This is a genomic window from Occultella gossypii (assembly GCF_019947135.1).
Lineage (GTDB): Bacteria > Actinomycetota > Actinomycetes > Actinomycetales > Beutenbergiaceae > Occultella > Occultella gossypii.
Genome location: NZ_JAGSHT010000009.1, coordinates 40,729 through 54,137, shown reverse-complemented (window position 1 = coordinate 54,137; position 13,409 = coordinate 40,729). Strand labels below are relative to the sequence as shown.

The window sequence follows — 13,409 nt, the reverse complement described above, 5'->3', positions numbered from 1 at the left end:
ACGCGTGACCACGTTCACCACATGGAAATTCGAGACCGTCGACGGTGCCGATCGGGCGGCGGACACACTCAATCAGGTCCGCAGCGCCGGGCTGATCAAGGTCGAGGACTACGCCGTCCTCACCTGGCCCGCCGATGCCGATCGTCCCGAGGTCAAGTACGAGAACCGCGACAACTGGCGCGCTGCCGGCTGGGGTGCGTTCTGGGGCGTGCTGTTCGGGGCGCTCTTCTTCCTGCCCCTCATCGGGGCGGCCGCGGGCGCCGCGATCTCACTGCTGAACAAGCACATGCAGGACGTCGGCATCACCCGTGAACAGCTCGACGCCATCGGCAAGCAGGTGGGCCCGGGTAATTCCGCGCTGTTCGTCGTCACCAGTGAGAGCGACCTCGACCTGGTGGCCGAACGGTTCCGCGGCCACGAGGGCACGCTCGTCGCGACCAACCTGGTCGCCGGCGAGGCCGACGAGGTCCGGCAGGCGTTCGAGGGCTGAACGCCGGAGCTGCCGTGGAGGGGTCACCCTGCTCGCCTGCGGCGCCCCTGGCCGAACTGGAGCGAGACCCGAACCCTGGCCGGAGTGTTCGTCCGGCCCGGGTCCGGGCCTCGTTCGTGCTTGGGGTGAGTAACGGGGCTTGAACCCGCGGCCTCCTGGACCACAACCAGGCGCTCTACCGACTGAGCTATACCCACCATGACGCTCCGCGCAGGCGCGGTCGCGATTGCCAATCATAGCGAAGTTCGGAGGGTGGTCGCGCCACCGCCGAATGCCCGACGGCGGAGGTCAGGTCGCGGAGGTCGGCGCCGCCGCGACCGTGGGTGCCGACGCGATCATCGCGGCGACCTTCCTGCTGGTGGCCGAGTCCGGCCCGGAGCCGTCGGGGAACAACACGGCACGGTAGTACCGCAGCTCGTCGATGCTCTCGGCGATGTCCGCGAGCGCGCGGTGGCCGCCGGCCTTCTTGGGCGCGTTGAAGTAGGCCCGCGGGTACCAGCGGCGGGCCAGCTCCTTGATCGAGGAGACGTCGATGATCCGGTAGTGCAGGAACTCGGTGAGTGTCGGCATGTCCCGCTCGAGGAAGCCGCGGTCGGTGCCCACGGAGTTGCCCGCGAGAGGAGCCTTGGCCGAGTCCGGCACGAACCGGCGGATGTAGGCCAGGACCTGCTCCTCGGCCTCGGCGAGCGTGATGCCCGAGTCGAGCTCGTCCAGCAGGCCGGAGGAGGTGTGCATCTCGACGACCACCTCGTTCATGTCCACCAGCGACTCGGCCGGTGGCTTGATCACGAGGTCGAGGCCCGGGTCGAGGGCATGCAGCTCGGAGTCGGTGACGATGACGGCGATCTCGACGAGCGCGTCCCTGGACAGGTCGAGGCCGGTCATCTCGCAGTCGATCCAGACGATCGCATCGGAGCCGGCGGTCTTGGCGGAATTGCTCACCGGGTCAGCGTAGTCCGAGCCCGCGACATGACGGCCGTCGTCGCCCCAGGTGTAGTCAATTCAAGGGTTGACAACGACACGTCTTGCGGTCTTGAATTGTAGTCAACCATTCGGTTGATTACGACGACGATCGACGTACCGATGAGAGGTAGGGCAACGAGATGAGCAGGGATCCCGCAGTCGAGTACCGAGAGGTCGCCGCGACGTTCACCGCGCGGGTGGAGGGCGCCGAGCCGGACCGCTGGGGCGATCCGTCGCCGGTGCCGGAGTGGGCCGCCCGGGATGTGGTGGCCCACCTGATCGAGTGGTTGCCGCAGGTGCTGGGCTTCCAGGTCGCGGACGTGCCGCCGGTGGCCGACGATCCCGTCGCCGCATGGCGTGCGCATTCGGACGGCGTCCAGGCGCTGCTCGACGATCCGGCGCGCTGCCGGATGACGGTGAGCAATCCGAACTTCGGCGAGATGGCGGCTGCGGATGTGGTCGACCGGCTCTACACACCGGACGTGTTCATGCATACCTGGGATCTCGCGCGGGCGACCGGTCAGGACGACCGGTTGGATCCCGAACGATGCGCCGCGGGGTTGGCGGCCGGCGAGCCGATGGAGGAGATCATGCGTTCGAGTGGCCAGTTCGGTCCGCGGGTGCCTGTGCCCGAAGACGCCGACGTGCAGGACCGGATGCTCGGGTTCATCGGCAGGGACCCGTCCTGGCGGGCACCGGATCGCCGGGCCGTCTGAGCGGCCCGGGCCCGGCGACCGCACGGCCCGGGAAAGCAGAGAACCCAGCGGCACCGAAGTGCCACTGGGTTCTCTGGCCGGTCCGGACTCGATCCGTCCGGTCTGGTTTCGGGCGAGGCGACCACCACCACGCGCCCACACGGGCCGGCGTTCAGCTGGCCTTGACGTAGTCGCGGTTCGCGGGCTCGTTCGAGCCGGACAAAGAAGAAGGACGGCCGATTCTCCGGCCGCCCCGAGCGGTGATCTGGTTGCTTCGCGTGATGCGATCGAACAGTTGCTGCCTGAGTTTGCGGCGCTGTTCGACCTCGGTGCGCAGCTGTGCCTGCTCGAGGTGTTGGACGTCATGGATCGTCAACGGGTGCATGGGTGAAACCTCTCGATGTGGTGGTGGTGGGTGCCGCCCGATGGGGCGACCCCGATAGGTAACCATCGGACCGTCGTGGCGGTCACTCCTTTATTTCTGAACGATCTCGGCGCAGGGCCGGCGCGAGTGATTGCTTCCCGGTGACGGTGGACGGGTCGTAGGGTCGACGACATGTCATCGAAGTCATCGGAAGCGCCGGCCGCGCGGTACGCCGTCCTGCTGCGCGGGGTCAACGTCGGTGGGATCAACGTCAAGATGGCCGATCTGCGAAGGGTCCTGGAGGCTGCCGGTCTCACCGATGTGCGCACGGTGCTCGCCAGTGGCAACGTCCTGGTCACCTCCGAGCTCCCTCCTCGACGGTTGCGGCCGCAGATCGAGGCGGTGCTGCGGGAGGCGTTCGGCTACGAGGCCTGGGTGCAGGTGCTGCCGCTCGAGCGGATCGCCGCCATCGTGGCGGACTTTCCGTTCGACACCGACGAGGCCACCCACCACCCGTACGTGATGTTCTGCGCCGACGACGGCGCGCTCGCGGACGTGGGTGCGCTGGCCGCCGAGATCGACCCCGACGTCGAGAAGGTGCGCCCAGGGGAGGGGGTCATCTACTGGGAGGCGCCGAAGGGGTCCAGCACGGACACCACGTTCGCGAAGCTGACGTCCCGGGCGCGGTACAGGTCGGTGCTCACCACCCGCAACCTCCGGACGCTGCGGAAGCTGATCTGACCCGAGCGGGGAGCCGCGTGTCGGATTTGTTCTATCGACGCCGCCTCCGGTTCGGCAGGGTGGCTGTCATGCCCGCACCAACGCTGAAGATGATCACCCTGGACTGCGCCGACGTGCGCCCGCTTGCGACCTTCTGGTCCGCCCTGCTCGAGACGGAGACCCTGGTCGTCCAGGATGAGTACGCCATGCTGGCCGGTCCCGGTGCTGCCATCGGGATCGGCCGTGTCGAGAACTACGTGCCGCCCGCGTGGCCGAACCCGAACGGAAGCAAGCAGTTCCACTTCGACCTCGCCTGCGAGGACATCGCCGCCACCGAGGCGCGCTGCGTGGAACTGGGTGCGACCGTCCCCGCGGACCAGCCCGGTGAGACCTGGCGCGTGGTGCTGGACCCCGCCGGCCACCCGTTCTGCCTCACGAACGCCGCCAACTGGGGGTGATTGACCTTTTTGACCGATTGGCCTAATTTCGGATCATGCGGTCAGAAAGCGGTTCAACCGGTCGGTCCGGGACGTTCACCGAGGCCGCCCGCCGAGCGCAGATCATGGACGCGGCCATCGCGACCGTGAACGACGTCGGCTACCACCGGGCGTCGCTCGCGCAGATCGCGGCCCGGGCCGGGATCGCGAAGAGCATCATCAGCTACCACTTCGAGGGCAAGGAGCAATTGCTCCTGTACGTCATCGATGAGGTATTCACCGGTGTCGAGAAGGTCACGCGCGCAGCCGTCGCAGCCGCCGACGATCCCGCGGCCCGCCTCGCGGCGTTCGCGCGCGGCTACCTGACGTTCGTCAGGGACCATCGGGAGGAGATGATCGCGGCGGTCGAGATCGCGGTCTCGCATCGCGATGTCGACGGAATGCCGCTCTATCTGGCGGAGAGCGACGAGGAGAACGCGCTGCTCGAGGGGATGGTCGCGGACGGCATCGCCGCCGGCCAGTTCCGCCAGGTGGACCTCACCGTCGCCAGGACCACCGTGATCCACGCCCTCGACGGCGCCCTCACCAGATCGCAGATCGACGCGCGCGTTGACCTGGATGCCTATGGCGACCAGCTGATCCCGATGCTGCTCGCGGCGCTGGGATATCGGCCGGATGGGTGAGCGTGCGTTCGGCGTGCAGGGTATCGGTTACGACGCCGGTGTCCTCTACGAACGTGACTTCGAGTCCAACCCGCACTGGGCCCCCGAGCGGGTCCGCCGCGATATGCGGGCCATCCGGGACGGACTCGGCTGCGACACCGTGCTCGTGATGGCGACGGACACCGGCCGGCTCCTGGAGACCGCCACCGTCGCCCGAGAGGAGGGCCTCGCCGTCTGGATCCAGCCGCGCGTGTTCGACGTCGACCCGGATCGGATTGCCGAGAACCTCGAGCTCGTGGCTGAGCGAGCCGAGGCGCTGCGGGTCAGCCAGGGAAAGGTGAGCCTCAACCTCGGTTGCGAACTCAGCCTGTCCGCCAACGGCTTCGTGCTGGGTGGGACCTTCATCAGACGAGGGCTGGCGCTGCCGTATGTATCGATGGCCCTGCCGCTGATCAACTGGCGGCTGCGCCGATTCCTCGCGCGGCTCGTGACCGTGGCCCGGGACCGGTTCGCCGGGCCGATCAGCTACGGCGCGGGAGAGTGGGAACGGCCGGACTGGTCGTTGTTCGACGCCGTCGGGCTCGACGCGTACCGGGGCGCGGCGAACGCCTGGCGGTTCTCCGGCGATGTGCGCCATGCCGTCGAGCGTCACCACCGGGCCGGACGTCCGGTCCTCGTGTTCGAGTTCGGCACCTGCGCCTACGTCGGTGCTGCGGAGAACGCCTCCGAGGCGGCCAACGTGCTCAGTGCCGACCCCGACGGCGGGATGCGGGTCCCGACGTCGCTCGAACGCGACGAGCGCGTCCAGGCGGACTATCTCGATGAGCTGTTCGACATCTTCGCGGACGTGGGTGTGGACGGCACGTTCGTGTGGGGCTTCAGCGAGCCCGCCCTGACCCGGTCCGAGGAACCCGGTCATGACCTCGACGCCGCCAGCTACGGCGTCGTCGCCCCGATCGGGGACTCGTGGCTGCCGAAGCTGGCGTTCGGCACCATCGCGCGCCGCTACGGGGGTAGCGGAAGCCCGGCGCCCATACACACCGACGAGCGGAGTTCACCATGAGTGCGGACGGCAGGACCAGGACGATCGTCGAGACGCGGCGACCCGGGGTGGTGAGTCTGCTCGCGCGGCTTGCGATCGCCGTCGGGGCCTTGGCCGGTGGCCTCCTGGTGTTGGTCGCCGTCGCGGGCGACGGCGCACCGACCGAGGCCCGTTCCCTCGCCGTGCGGGTGGTCGGCGGTGCGATCCTCTCCGTGGCCGTCCTCACGATCGTCGCGGTCCTCGCGCGGCGCGTGGACCGGCGTGAGCTCGCCGCTTTCGGGATCGACGGCCCGCGGGATGGCTGGCGAGCCTTCACGACGGGCTTCCTGGCCTGGCTGGTGCCGGCGGCGGTGGTTCTCGCGGTCATGGCGCTGACCGGGACCACGCTGTCGCTGCATGGGTCGACGACTGAGGTCGTCACTGCCGTGGTGCTCGTCCTCGCGGCGGTCCTGGTCAGCGAGGCGATTCCGGAGGAGGTCGTGTTCCGTGGCTACGTGACCGGGGTCCTCGGGGAGCGGCTGCGGGGCTGGTGGATCATCATGGGCCAAGCCGTACTGTTCGCGGGGTTCGCGCTTGCACTGCGCGGATTCACGGGTGTGGCCGACCTGTCGATGTTCGTCGCGATGGGGATCGGGCTCGGCTACCTGCGGATGATCACAGGATCGGTGTGGACGTGCATCGGCTTCCACGCGGCGTTCCAGACGGTCTCCCAACTGCTGCTCGCGCATGACGTGCTCGAGTTCGGCGGCAGCACCGGGATGGCGATGCTCGCGCTCGGCGTCGTGCCCTTCGCCGTCGGGATCACGGTGGTGGCGGTCCTGGCGCCCACGCGGCAGGCGCTGTTCCGGCGTGCCCCGGGCCGCCGCTCCTCGATCACGGTGACTGGTCGCTGACTCTCAGATCGGTCGCGTGCTCGCCGCTCGTCCTACGGGCCGAGCCCGTCGAGATCATCGAGCGTGCGCCGCGCCCAATCTCCGACGGTGTCGGCGTACTCGGCGTCCGGCCGGCCGATCACGTCCGTCGCCGTCATGGTCCAGCGCGTGGGCCAGTGCGGCACATGCGCGCGGTCGCCAGCCGAGGCGCGGCGGGTGACACGGCGTGGCCCCTCGGCGAACCCGCGCACCTGCCTGCGAAGGTGGTCGATCGGAGGGGGGTCGCTGGCGAGCATCCGCCGTACGCCGTCGCGCAGTTGCGCCACGGCTGCGGTGGTGAGGCGTGAAGGGTGCTGCAACTGATAGGTCGCGATCGCGAAGTAGTGTGCGCGCATGCCCGTCTCGACGTCGTCGATGCCCGGCAGCAGCCGGGCCTCGATCTCGAGGAGTTCGTGCACCCGGTCCCAGCAGTCACCACCGGCGGGTAGGACGGCGCCGCACTCGGAGCACGGCGCGGTGCCCTCGTCGAGGTGCTCGCTCATGGGCCCGAGTATCCCAGCCCGCCGAACGGGGTCGGGTGATCGCGGGGACTCATCCATCCCGGATGATTCTCCTCGGACCACGGCGAACACCCTGTCCGGGCCGAGGGGATTGTGGAAGGCTTCAGTCGTGGACCTGACGATCGGTACGGGCCTGGAACGACCCGAGGACGAAGCGCGTCTGGCGGCGGCCCGGTTCAACCGACACACGTTCTGGTGCGGCCAGAGCGGGTCGGGAAAGACGTACGCGCTCGGAGTGGTGCTCGAGCAGCTCCTGCTCAACACCGAGCTGCCGCTCCTCATCTTCGACCCGAACGCAGACTTCACCCGGCTACACCAGACACGGCCGGGCCGGGACCCGGACGCCGTTGCGGCGATCGAAGGTTCCGACGTCCGGATCCTGCACTCCACGCGACCCGAGGGTGAGCGGCTGCACGTGACGTTCACCGACCTGTCGGCGGCGTCGAAGGCGGCCGTGCTCCAGCTCGACCCGGTCGCGGACGCCGAGGAGTACAACGTCCTGCTGCACGTCGACGCGGACCACCGGACATTCACGAACGAGACCTTCCTGGGGTCGCTGCGCGACTCGGATGATCCCGGTCGGCAGCGGCTGGCCCGGCGTATCGAGAACCTCGAGGTGCTCGAGTGGGAGTTGTGGTCACGCGGCGCGAGGTCGGCGACCCAGATCATCGACGAACGCCCCGCGGTCACCGTGCTCGACCTGGGCGGCTTCGCGCACCCGGCCGAACCGAAGGTCGCGGCCCTGGCCATGATCGAGCACCTGTGGAACACCCGGGAGTCCCGGCGCCCGATCCTGATCGTGATCGACGAGGCGCACAACCTCTGCCCGCCGGACCCGGTGTCAGCCGTAGAACGCGCATTGACGAACCGCATCATCCAGATCGCCGCGGAGGGCCGGAAGTTCGGACTCTGGTTGTTCGTCTCGACCCAGCGCCCCACCAAGATCCACCCGAACGTCCTCTCACAGTGCGACAACCTCGGCCTCATGCGGATGAACGCACCGCGTGACCTTGCCGAGTTGGCCGACGTCTTCGGGTTCGTACCCGAGGAACTCCTGGCCCGTGCAGCCTCATTCACGCAGGGGCAGGCACTCTTCGCGGGTGGCTTCATCGGCGAGCCCACCCTCGTGCAGATGGGGGAGCGGCTCACCGAGGAGGGCGGCTCGGACGTGAAGGTCCCGCTCCGCCCGGCGTAGGCACGCGGGTTCCCGGCAACCGGTTCACCCGAAACGGGTGGGTCCGCCACCCGATACACGATGCCACGATCGGCCAACGGTGCGGCATTTCGCGCAGCCGTGCGCCCCAGGGCGCACTCGTCGTCAGTTGGTTCCGTGCTTCACCGAACTGAGGAGTCCCACAGTGTTCGAAACGATCTGGAACATCATCGTCGTCTTCTTCTGGGCGTTCGTGTTCATCGCCGCGTTGGTCACGCTGATCACGATCATCTCGGACCTGTTCCGGGACAAGGCCCTGGCGGGCTGGAAGAAGGCGATCTGGCTGATCTTCCTCGTCTTCGTGCCGCTGCTCACCGCGCTCATCTACCTGATCGCTCGCGGCGACGGCATGGCGGACCGTAACGCCAAGCAGATCCAGCAGTCCCAGCGCGCGGCTGACGACTACATCCGTTCCGTGGCGGGTGCCAGTCCGGCCGATGAGATCGCCAAGGCCAAGCAACTCCTCGACGCGGGCACGATCACCTCGGAGGAGTTCAACGGCATCAAGGCCAAGGCGCTCGCCGCGTGATGGAGAACCGACGATCGTAGGCTGCGGTCATGGGCAGTCGCGTCGAGGACGTCATCGACGACCTCGACGCGCCCGTCCGTGAGATCGTCGAACGGCTCCGGGACGTGGTGGCGGCGGCAATCCCGGGGGTGCTCGAGGAGCCGGACCCGGCGTCCGGGTTGATCGGATACACATTCAAGCCCGGCACCTACAAGTTCCTGGTCGCCGGAATCGCACCGCACACCGCCCACGTCAACCTGATGTTGGCGAGAGGCGCCGAACTCGCTGGGCATGACCAGGGCCGCCTCCTGGAGGGCACCGGGAAGCGGGCCCGGCACATCCGGTTCGTCACCGCCGCAGATGCCGACAGACCCGGAATCCGGGAACTGCTCGCCGAGGCCGCGCGCCGAACACCTCGGCCTTGACGCGATCGACCGCTGCGATCGGCGGGTGAGTCAGGCGCCTTGTGGGTGGCGCCCGGCCTCGACGACCGCGAGGTAGGCGGCACCGAGGGCCTCCGCGATCGACTCGGGGTCGCTGAGATAGCCACTCACCATCGCGCCGTCGCGCAACATCATCAGTTGCCCGGCGACCGCACCCGGGTCGGCCACGCCGGCGTCGACGGCGAGTCCGGTGAAGACGTCCAGGGTCCACCGGCGGTGTGCGTCGACGACGATGCGGACGGAGTGTTCGGCATCGGGAAACTCGGCCGCCGCGTTGATGAACGCGCACCCGCGGAACCCGGGTCGGCAACTGTCAGCCCCGATGCTCATGGCGATCGCGCGAAGCGCGTCAACTGCGCCGCGCCCCTCGAGGGCGAGTGAGACTGCACTCCGCTCCCACCCCGCGGTCCGTTCGAGATACGCCACCACCAGATCGTCCTTGGTCCGGAGGTGCCGGTAGAAGGTGACCTTCGTGATCCCGACCTGCTCGATGATGCGGTCCGCACTCGTGGCACGGATGCCGTTCGCATAGAACAGCTCGCCGCCGTGGCCACCTCGACCGGTGACGGTCGCTCCGGCGGCCGCACGGTCACGGACGACCGCCTGCTCGACGTCACCATGGCGATCCCACGATCCATGGGAGGCCCGGGAGGCGCCACGAACCCCGAGCAGCTCTTCGCCGCCGGGTGGTCGTCGTGCTTCCACTCCGCGCTCAAGCTCGTGGCAGCCCAGCGCAAGGTGCCGCTCGTCGACTCCGCGGTGGTCGCCGAGGTGAGCGTCACGCCGACGCGGGTGGGCGGCTTCGGGCTCAGTGCGGTGCTGAACGTCGAGCTCGGCGGCGGCATCCAGCAAGGCGTCGCCGAGGCGATCACGGAGGCTGCCCACGCGGTCTGCCCCTACTCGGTCGCCACCCGCGGCAACATCCCCGTCGTCCTCGCCACCACCGTGGCCTGACCGCGCAAACCATCCACGAATCCTGAAACGGACAGACCCATGATCACGACCGAACTCCCGTCTGCATCGACCCTCGCCGGCACCCTGCGCCGCCTCTACCTCGGCCGCTTCGGCTTCGCCGTCGTGTGGGCGCTGCTGGTGGCACTCGTCTCGCCCGGGTCCGACGCCCTCCTGACCGTGCTGCTGGTGCTGTACCCGATGGTGGACGCGGCCTCGGTGTACGTCGAGACCCGAGCGTCAGGATCGTCCTCGCGATCCAGGCTGAGCGAGCGGGCCAATATCGTGCTGAGCGTCCTCGCGGCGCTCGCGCTGGGCTGGGCGGCCTTCAACTCCGTCGCCGCGGTCCTGACCGTGTGGGGTGTCTGGGCCGTCGTGTCCGGCGCCACGCAACTGCTGACCGGCGTCAGCCGCCGCCGGCTGGGCGGACAGTGGCCCGCTGATCATCAGCGGTGGACTCTCGTTCCTCGTCGGGTTCGGGTTCATCACCCAGGGGTTGGGGAACGCGACGAGTCTGGGCTCGATCGCCGGATACGCGACCCTCGGAGGGGTCTTCTTCCTCGTCTCCGCCATCCGTCTGCGCCGTACGGCGCGGGCTCATGACCGGCGAACGGACGCGCCCGACGCCGGACTCCGACCTCATCGTGGTTGGCGCCGGGGCGGGTCGGCGAGAACGTCGCCGACTACGCGCACCGGGGGCCCGCGCGTCGCGATCGTCGCGTTCGAGCGTCAGGCCCACGCCGCCGGCGAGGCAGGCAGGCAGGCAGGCAGGCAGGCAGGCAGGCAGAGTGAGCATCCGTCAATGGGGGATTGAGTCGTCGGATCTCAGGAGCCGGTGAGCAGTCGCAGCGCGGCGGAGGACGCGCTGCCAGGCTCGGCGGTGTGGGTGAGAATGCGCTGGCCGTTTCCTTCGGGTAGGTGCAGGAGCTCGTAACCCAGCGTGAGATCGCCGAGCTCGGGGTGGTGGAGCCGCTTCGTCCCACTGGTGCACAACCGCACGTCATGACCGGCCCATAGCCGGGCGAATTCCGCGCTGTTCACGCTCAGGTCGCCGACCAGTTCGACGACGCGGCGATCCTCAGCGAACTGTGCGGCGACGAATCGCAAAGATGCCACCGCCAGCGCGGCCTCGTCCTCCCAGTCGATGTAGAGGTCGCGCACGCGCTCGTCGAGGAACAGCAACCTGATCTGGTTCGGACGCCTTCCCGGGTGGGCCGGATCTTCGGGGTCGAGGTGGCCGGCGAGCAGCAGGTGTCCCGTGCGATTCCAGGCGAGGATGTCATTGAACCGGCCCAGGAGCACCGCTGGCACCTCGCCCATGGCATGGAGCAACCGCTCGGCTCCCGGTTTTGCGTTCTCCGACTCCGATCGGTAGGGCCGCTTCGCCGGGGCCGAGTGCGCGAGGGCGAACAGATGCGCGCGCTCGTCCGCGTCGAGTTGCAGCGCGCGGGCGAGTGCACCGATGACCTCTGCGGAGGCGTTCTGCGACTGTCCCTGTTCCAGCCGGGTCAGGTACGTGATCGACACTCCCGCGATCAGGGCCAGCTCTTCGCGTCGGAGACCGGGCACGCGGCGACGTCCGTAGCTGCTGACGCCGACATCGCCGGGAGTGAGCCGGTCGCGGCGGGAGCGCAGGAACTCGCCGAGCTCGGTCACGGGACTGCCCGAACCGGTGGCTCGCGTCGTGTCAGTCGCAGGTCGCTCCATGGACACCAGTGTGGCTCAGTACTCCTGGCCGAGCCTGACCCCGCCAGTGCTAGGCAAGCGGTGGCCAAGCAAACCGGGGTTCTGGCTGCCGACGTCGCCGATCCGCAGTCTGGACGACATGGCTCAACTCGACGAATCACCAACTGCTTCATCCGCAACCCGCACGGATCGGTTCACCCCGCTCCAGAAGATCGCGATGGCCGTGCTGCTGACGGCGAACTTCACCCTCGCGGTGGACTTCTCGATCCTGAACGTCGCGTTGCCGCACATCGGGCGTGACCTCGGACTCGCCACCGACTCGTTGCAGTGGATCGTCACCTCGTTCGCGCTGTGCGCGGCTGGATTCACCCTGCTCTTCGGCCGGGTCGCTGACCTGTTCGGCCGCAGGAGGCTGTTCCTGATCGGGATCGTGCTGCTCGGTGTCTCCTCCCTCGCCGGCGGACTCGCCCAAGACCCGCCCCAACTGATCGTCGCTCGGGTCGGGCAAGGTATCGCCACCGCGATGGTCACGCCAGCGGCGCTGTCGCTGATGACCACCATGGCTCGCGAAGGGCCCGCCCGCTCCCGGGTGCTGGGGCTCAACGGCGCGCTCATGGCTGCCGGCTTCACGGCGGGCGCCGTCCTTGGTGGCGTCCTCACGGGCACCGTGTCCTGGCGGTGGGCGTTCTTCATCAACGTCGTCGTTTCGATCGCCGTGACCCTCATCGCGCCGTTCGTGCTGCGCGAGACTCGTGGCGAAGCGCGTCCCCGACTGGACATCCCCGGCGCGATCACGATCACCTCGGCCCTCGTCGCTCTCGTGTTCGGCATCGACACCGCCGCAAACGCAGGCTGGCTCCACCCCGGCGCATGGGGGCCGATCCTTGCTGCGTTCGTGCTGTTCGTGCTGTTCTGGGCCATAGAGTCCAGCGTCGCCCAACCGCTTCTGGCCCCCGCGCTACTCAGACGTCGCACGATCGCCTGGGGCAACATCGCGGGTCTGCTCGCCTTCGCGACAGAGACATCCTTGGTGTTCCTACTGACCCTGTACCTGCAGGAGACTCTCGGGTTCACCGCGGTGGCCGCCGGCCTCATCCTCGGTCTCCTGGGCATCGGAACCGTCGTCGGCGGGCTCATCGCTCCCAATGTCATCACTCGAACGAGCGCCAAGGCCGCAATCGTCGTTGGCTTCCTGGTCCAGGCCGCAGCGACCGTGCCACTGGTCTTCGTCTCCGACAGCCGCGGCTGGGTCCTCCCCTTGCTCGTCGTCACGTTCATCGGCGGCGTGGCGAACCTCGTCGCGATCGTCGGCTACGTCGTGACCTCCACGAGCGGCGTCCCCGACCACCAGCAGGGCCTCGCAACGGGACTCGTCACGATGAGCCAACAGGTCGGCATCGTTCTCGGCACACCGATCATGTCGGCGATCGTCACAGCACGGGCTGCGGCAACCCTCCTGCCTGGGCTACAGGCCGCGATCGCCGTCAACGCGGCTCTTGCCCTGGCCGCCGGACTTCTTGTGGCGGTCCTTCTGCCTCTGACCAAGGCGCCGACACCGGCCACGTGAACGGTGGCCGCGCCCCATACGCGGTCCGTGCCGATGTCCCATCGGATTGCCCCGACTGCGTGGCACACGTGATCCTCGTGCCGCGTGGACAGACACTCGAACGCGTGGTGCCCCCGGCAGGACTCGAACCTGCAACCTACGGATTAGAAGGCCGTTGCTCTATCCATTGAGCTACGAGGGCGCCCGCTCAGGATATCCGGGTGCGGGCGCTCCGCCGTCGGGGTCGGTCGCCGCCG

The 13,409-nt window shown here is 68.6% G+C and carries 18 protein-coding genes and 2 tRNA genes; 13 read left to right on the top strand and 7 right to left on the bottom strand.

Annotated features, from left to right (window positions below; translation table 11 throughout):
- Window positions 1-4: 4 nt before the first annotated feature.
- Window positions 5-490: a DUF1269 domain-containing protein gene (locus tag KCQ71_RS27260; protein WP_223404889.1), complete on the top strand. Its 486-nt coding sequence runs from the start codon at window positions 5-7 to the stop codon at window positions 488-490.
- Window positions 491-611: 121 nt separating this feature from the next.
- Here KCQ71_RS27260 and KCQ71_RS08685 read toward each other — a convergent pair.
- A tRNA-His gene (locus KCQ71_RS08685) sits at window positions 612-687 on the bottom strand.
- A gap of 91 nt (window positions 688-778) precedes the next feature.
- Window positions 779-1,432, bottom strand: coding sequence for an oligoribonuclease (gene orn, locus KCQ71_RS08680; protein WP_223404887.1), 654 nt, complete (start codon window positions 1,430-1,432; stop codon window positions 779-781).
- Between the two features lie 161 nt (window positions 1,433-1,593).
- Here orn and KCQ71_RS08675 point away from each other — a divergent pair, with 161 nt between their 5' ends.
- On the top strand, window positions 1,594-2,169 hold the full coding sequence (locus tag KCQ71_RS08675) for a TIGR03086 family metal-binding protein (protein WP_223404885.1): 576 nt from the start codon (window positions 1,594-1,596) through the stop codon (window positions 2,167-2,169).
- 151 nt (window positions 2,170-2,320) lie between these two features.
- On the opposite strand, the gene KCQ71_RS08670 is transcribed toward KCQ71_RS08675, so the two are convergent.
- Window positions 2,321-2,533 carry a hypothetical protein gene (locus tag KCQ71_RS08670; protein ID WP_223404883.1) on the bottom strand — a complete coding sequence of 71 codons (213 nt, stop codon included), beginning with the start codon at window positions 2,531-2,533 and terminating at the stop codon, window positions 2,321-2,323.
- A 171-nt stretch (window positions 2,534-2,704) separates the two neighbouring features.
- On the opposite strand from KCQ71_RS08670, the gene KCQ71_RS08665 reads away from it, so the two are divergent.
- The 5 genes from KCQ71_RS08665 to KCQ71_RS08645 all read left to right on the top strand — a co-directional run bounded on the left by KCQ71_RS08665 (window position 2,705) and on the right by KCQ71_RS08645 (window position 6,266).
- Window positions 2,705-3,253 carry a DUF1697 domain-containing protein gene (locus KCQ71_RS08665; protein WP_223404881.1) on the top strand — a complete coding sequence of 183 codons (549 nt, stop codon included), beginning with the start codon at window positions 2,705-2,707 and terminating at the stop codon, window positions 3,251-3,253.
- Window positions 3,254-3,321: 68 nt separating this feature from the next.
- Complete coding sequence (locus KCQ71_RS08660; RefSeq protein WP_223404879.1) at window positions 3,322-3,690, top strand: VOC family protein; 369 nt, start codon at window positions 3,322-3,324, stop codon at window positions 3,688-3,690.
- A gap of 35 nt (window positions 3,691-3,725) precedes the next feature.
- Window positions 3,726-4,352, top strand: a complete 627-nt coding sequence (locus tag KCQ71_RS08655; RefSeq protein WP_223404877.1) for a TetR/AcrR family transcriptional regulator — start codon at window positions 3,726-3,728, stop codon at window positions 4,350-4,352.
- Window positions 4,345-5,394, top strand: a complete 1,050-nt coding sequence (locus KCQ71_RS08650; protein ID WP_223404876.1) for a glycoside hydrolase family 113 protein — start codon at window positions 4,345-4,347, stop codon at window positions 5,392-5,394. The genes KCQ71_RS08655 and KCQ71_RS08650 overlap by 8 nt, the downstream gene beginning before the upstream one ends.
- Complete coding sequence (locus tag KCQ71_RS08645; RefSeq protein ID WP_223404874.1) at window positions 5,391-6,266, top strand: CPBP family intramembrane glutamic endopeptidase; 876 nt, start codon at window positions 5,391-5,393, stop codon at window positions 6,264-6,266. Before KCQ71_RS08650 ends, KCQ71_RS08645 begins: the two co-directional genes overlap by 4 nt.
- A 32-nt stretch (window positions 6,267-6,298) precedes the next feature.
- On the opposite strand, the gene KCQ71_RS08640 is transcribed toward KCQ71_RS08645, so the two are convergent.
- Entirely contained in the window at window positions 6,299-6,787 is a 489-nt protein-coding gene (locus KCQ71_RS08640) for a DUF5946 family protein (protein WP_223404872.1), read from the bottom strand.
- A gap of 127 nt (window positions 6,788-6,914) precedes the next feature.
- Between KCQ71_RS08640 and KCQ71_RS08635 the strand changes: the two genes are divergently transcribed.
- The 3 genes from KCQ71_RS08635 (at window position 6,915) to KCQ71_RS08625 (ending at window position 8,951) form a co-directional block, all read left to right on the top strand.
- Window positions 6,915-8,000, top strand: coding sequence for an ATP-binding protein (locus KCQ71_RS08635; protein WP_223404871.1), 1,086 nt, complete (start codon window positions 6,915-6,917; stop codon window positions 7,998-8,000).
- 163 nt (window positions 8,001-8,163) lie between these two features.
- Window positions 8,164-8,547: an SHOCT domain-containing protein gene (locus tag KCQ71_RS08630; RefSeq protein WP_223404869.1), complete on the top strand. Its 384-nt coding sequence runs from the start codon at window positions 8,164-8,166 to the stop codon at window positions 8,545-8,547.
- Window positions 8,548-8,576: 29 nt separating this feature from the next.
- Entirely contained in the window at window positions 8,577-8,951 is a 375-nt protein-coding gene (locus tag KCQ71_RS08625; RefSeq protein WP_223404867.1) for a DUF1801 domain-containing protein, read from the top strand.
- 30 nt (window positions 8,952-8,981) lie between these two features.
- On the opposite strand, the gene KCQ71_RS08620 is transcribed toward KCQ71_RS08625, so the two are convergent.
- Window positions 8,982-9,674 (bottom strand): TetR/AcrR family transcriptional regulator, encoded by a 693-nt coding sequence (locus KCQ71_RS08620; protein WP_308116621.1) that lies wholly within the window; start codon window positions 9,672-9,674, stop codon window positions 8,982-8,984.
- On the opposite strand from KCQ71_RS08620, the gene KCQ71_RS08615 reads away from it, so the two are divergent.
- Together KCQ71_RS08615 and KCQ71_RS08610 are read left to right on the top strand one after the other, a co-directional pair.
- Complete coding sequence (locus tag KCQ71_RS08615; RefSeq protein WP_283248639.1) at window positions 9,573-9,923, top strand: Ohr family peroxiredoxin; 351 nt, start codon at window positions 9,573-9,575, stop codon at window positions 9,921-9,923. The genes KCQ71_RS08620 and KCQ71_RS08615 overlap by 102 nt on opposite strands.
- Window positions 9,924-9,962: 39 nt before the next feature.
- On the top strand, window positions 9,963-10,523 hold the full coding sequence (locus KCQ71_RS08610) for a hypothetical protein (RefSeq protein ID WP_223404865.1): 561 nt from the start codon (window positions 9,963-9,965) through the stop codon (window positions 10,521-10,523).
- Between the two features lie 222 nt (window positions 10,524-10,745).
- On the opposite strand, the gene KCQ71_RS08605 is transcribed toward KCQ71_RS08610, so the two are convergent.
- Complete coding sequence (locus tag KCQ71_RS08605) at window positions 10,746-11,627, bottom strand: helix-turn-helix domain-containing protein (RefSeq protein WP_223404863.1); 882 nt, start codon at window positions 11,625-11,627, stop codon at window positions 10,746-10,748.
- Between the two features lie 196 nt (window positions 11,628-11,823).
- On the opposite strand from KCQ71_RS08605, the gene KCQ71_RS08600 reads away from it, so the two are divergent.
- Window positions 11,824-13,173, top strand: a complete 1,350-nt coding sequence (locus KCQ71_RS08600; RefSeq protein WP_223404861.1) for an MFS transporter — start codon at window positions 11,824-11,826, stop codon at window positions 13,171-13,173.
- Between the two features lie 105 nt (window positions 13,174-13,278).
- On the opposite strand, the gene KCQ71_RS08595 is transcribed toward KCQ71_RS08600, so the two are convergent.
- Window positions 13,279-13,354 (bottom strand) — tRNA-Arg (locus KCQ71_RS08595).
- Window positions 13,355-13,409 lie beyond the last annotated feature (55 nt).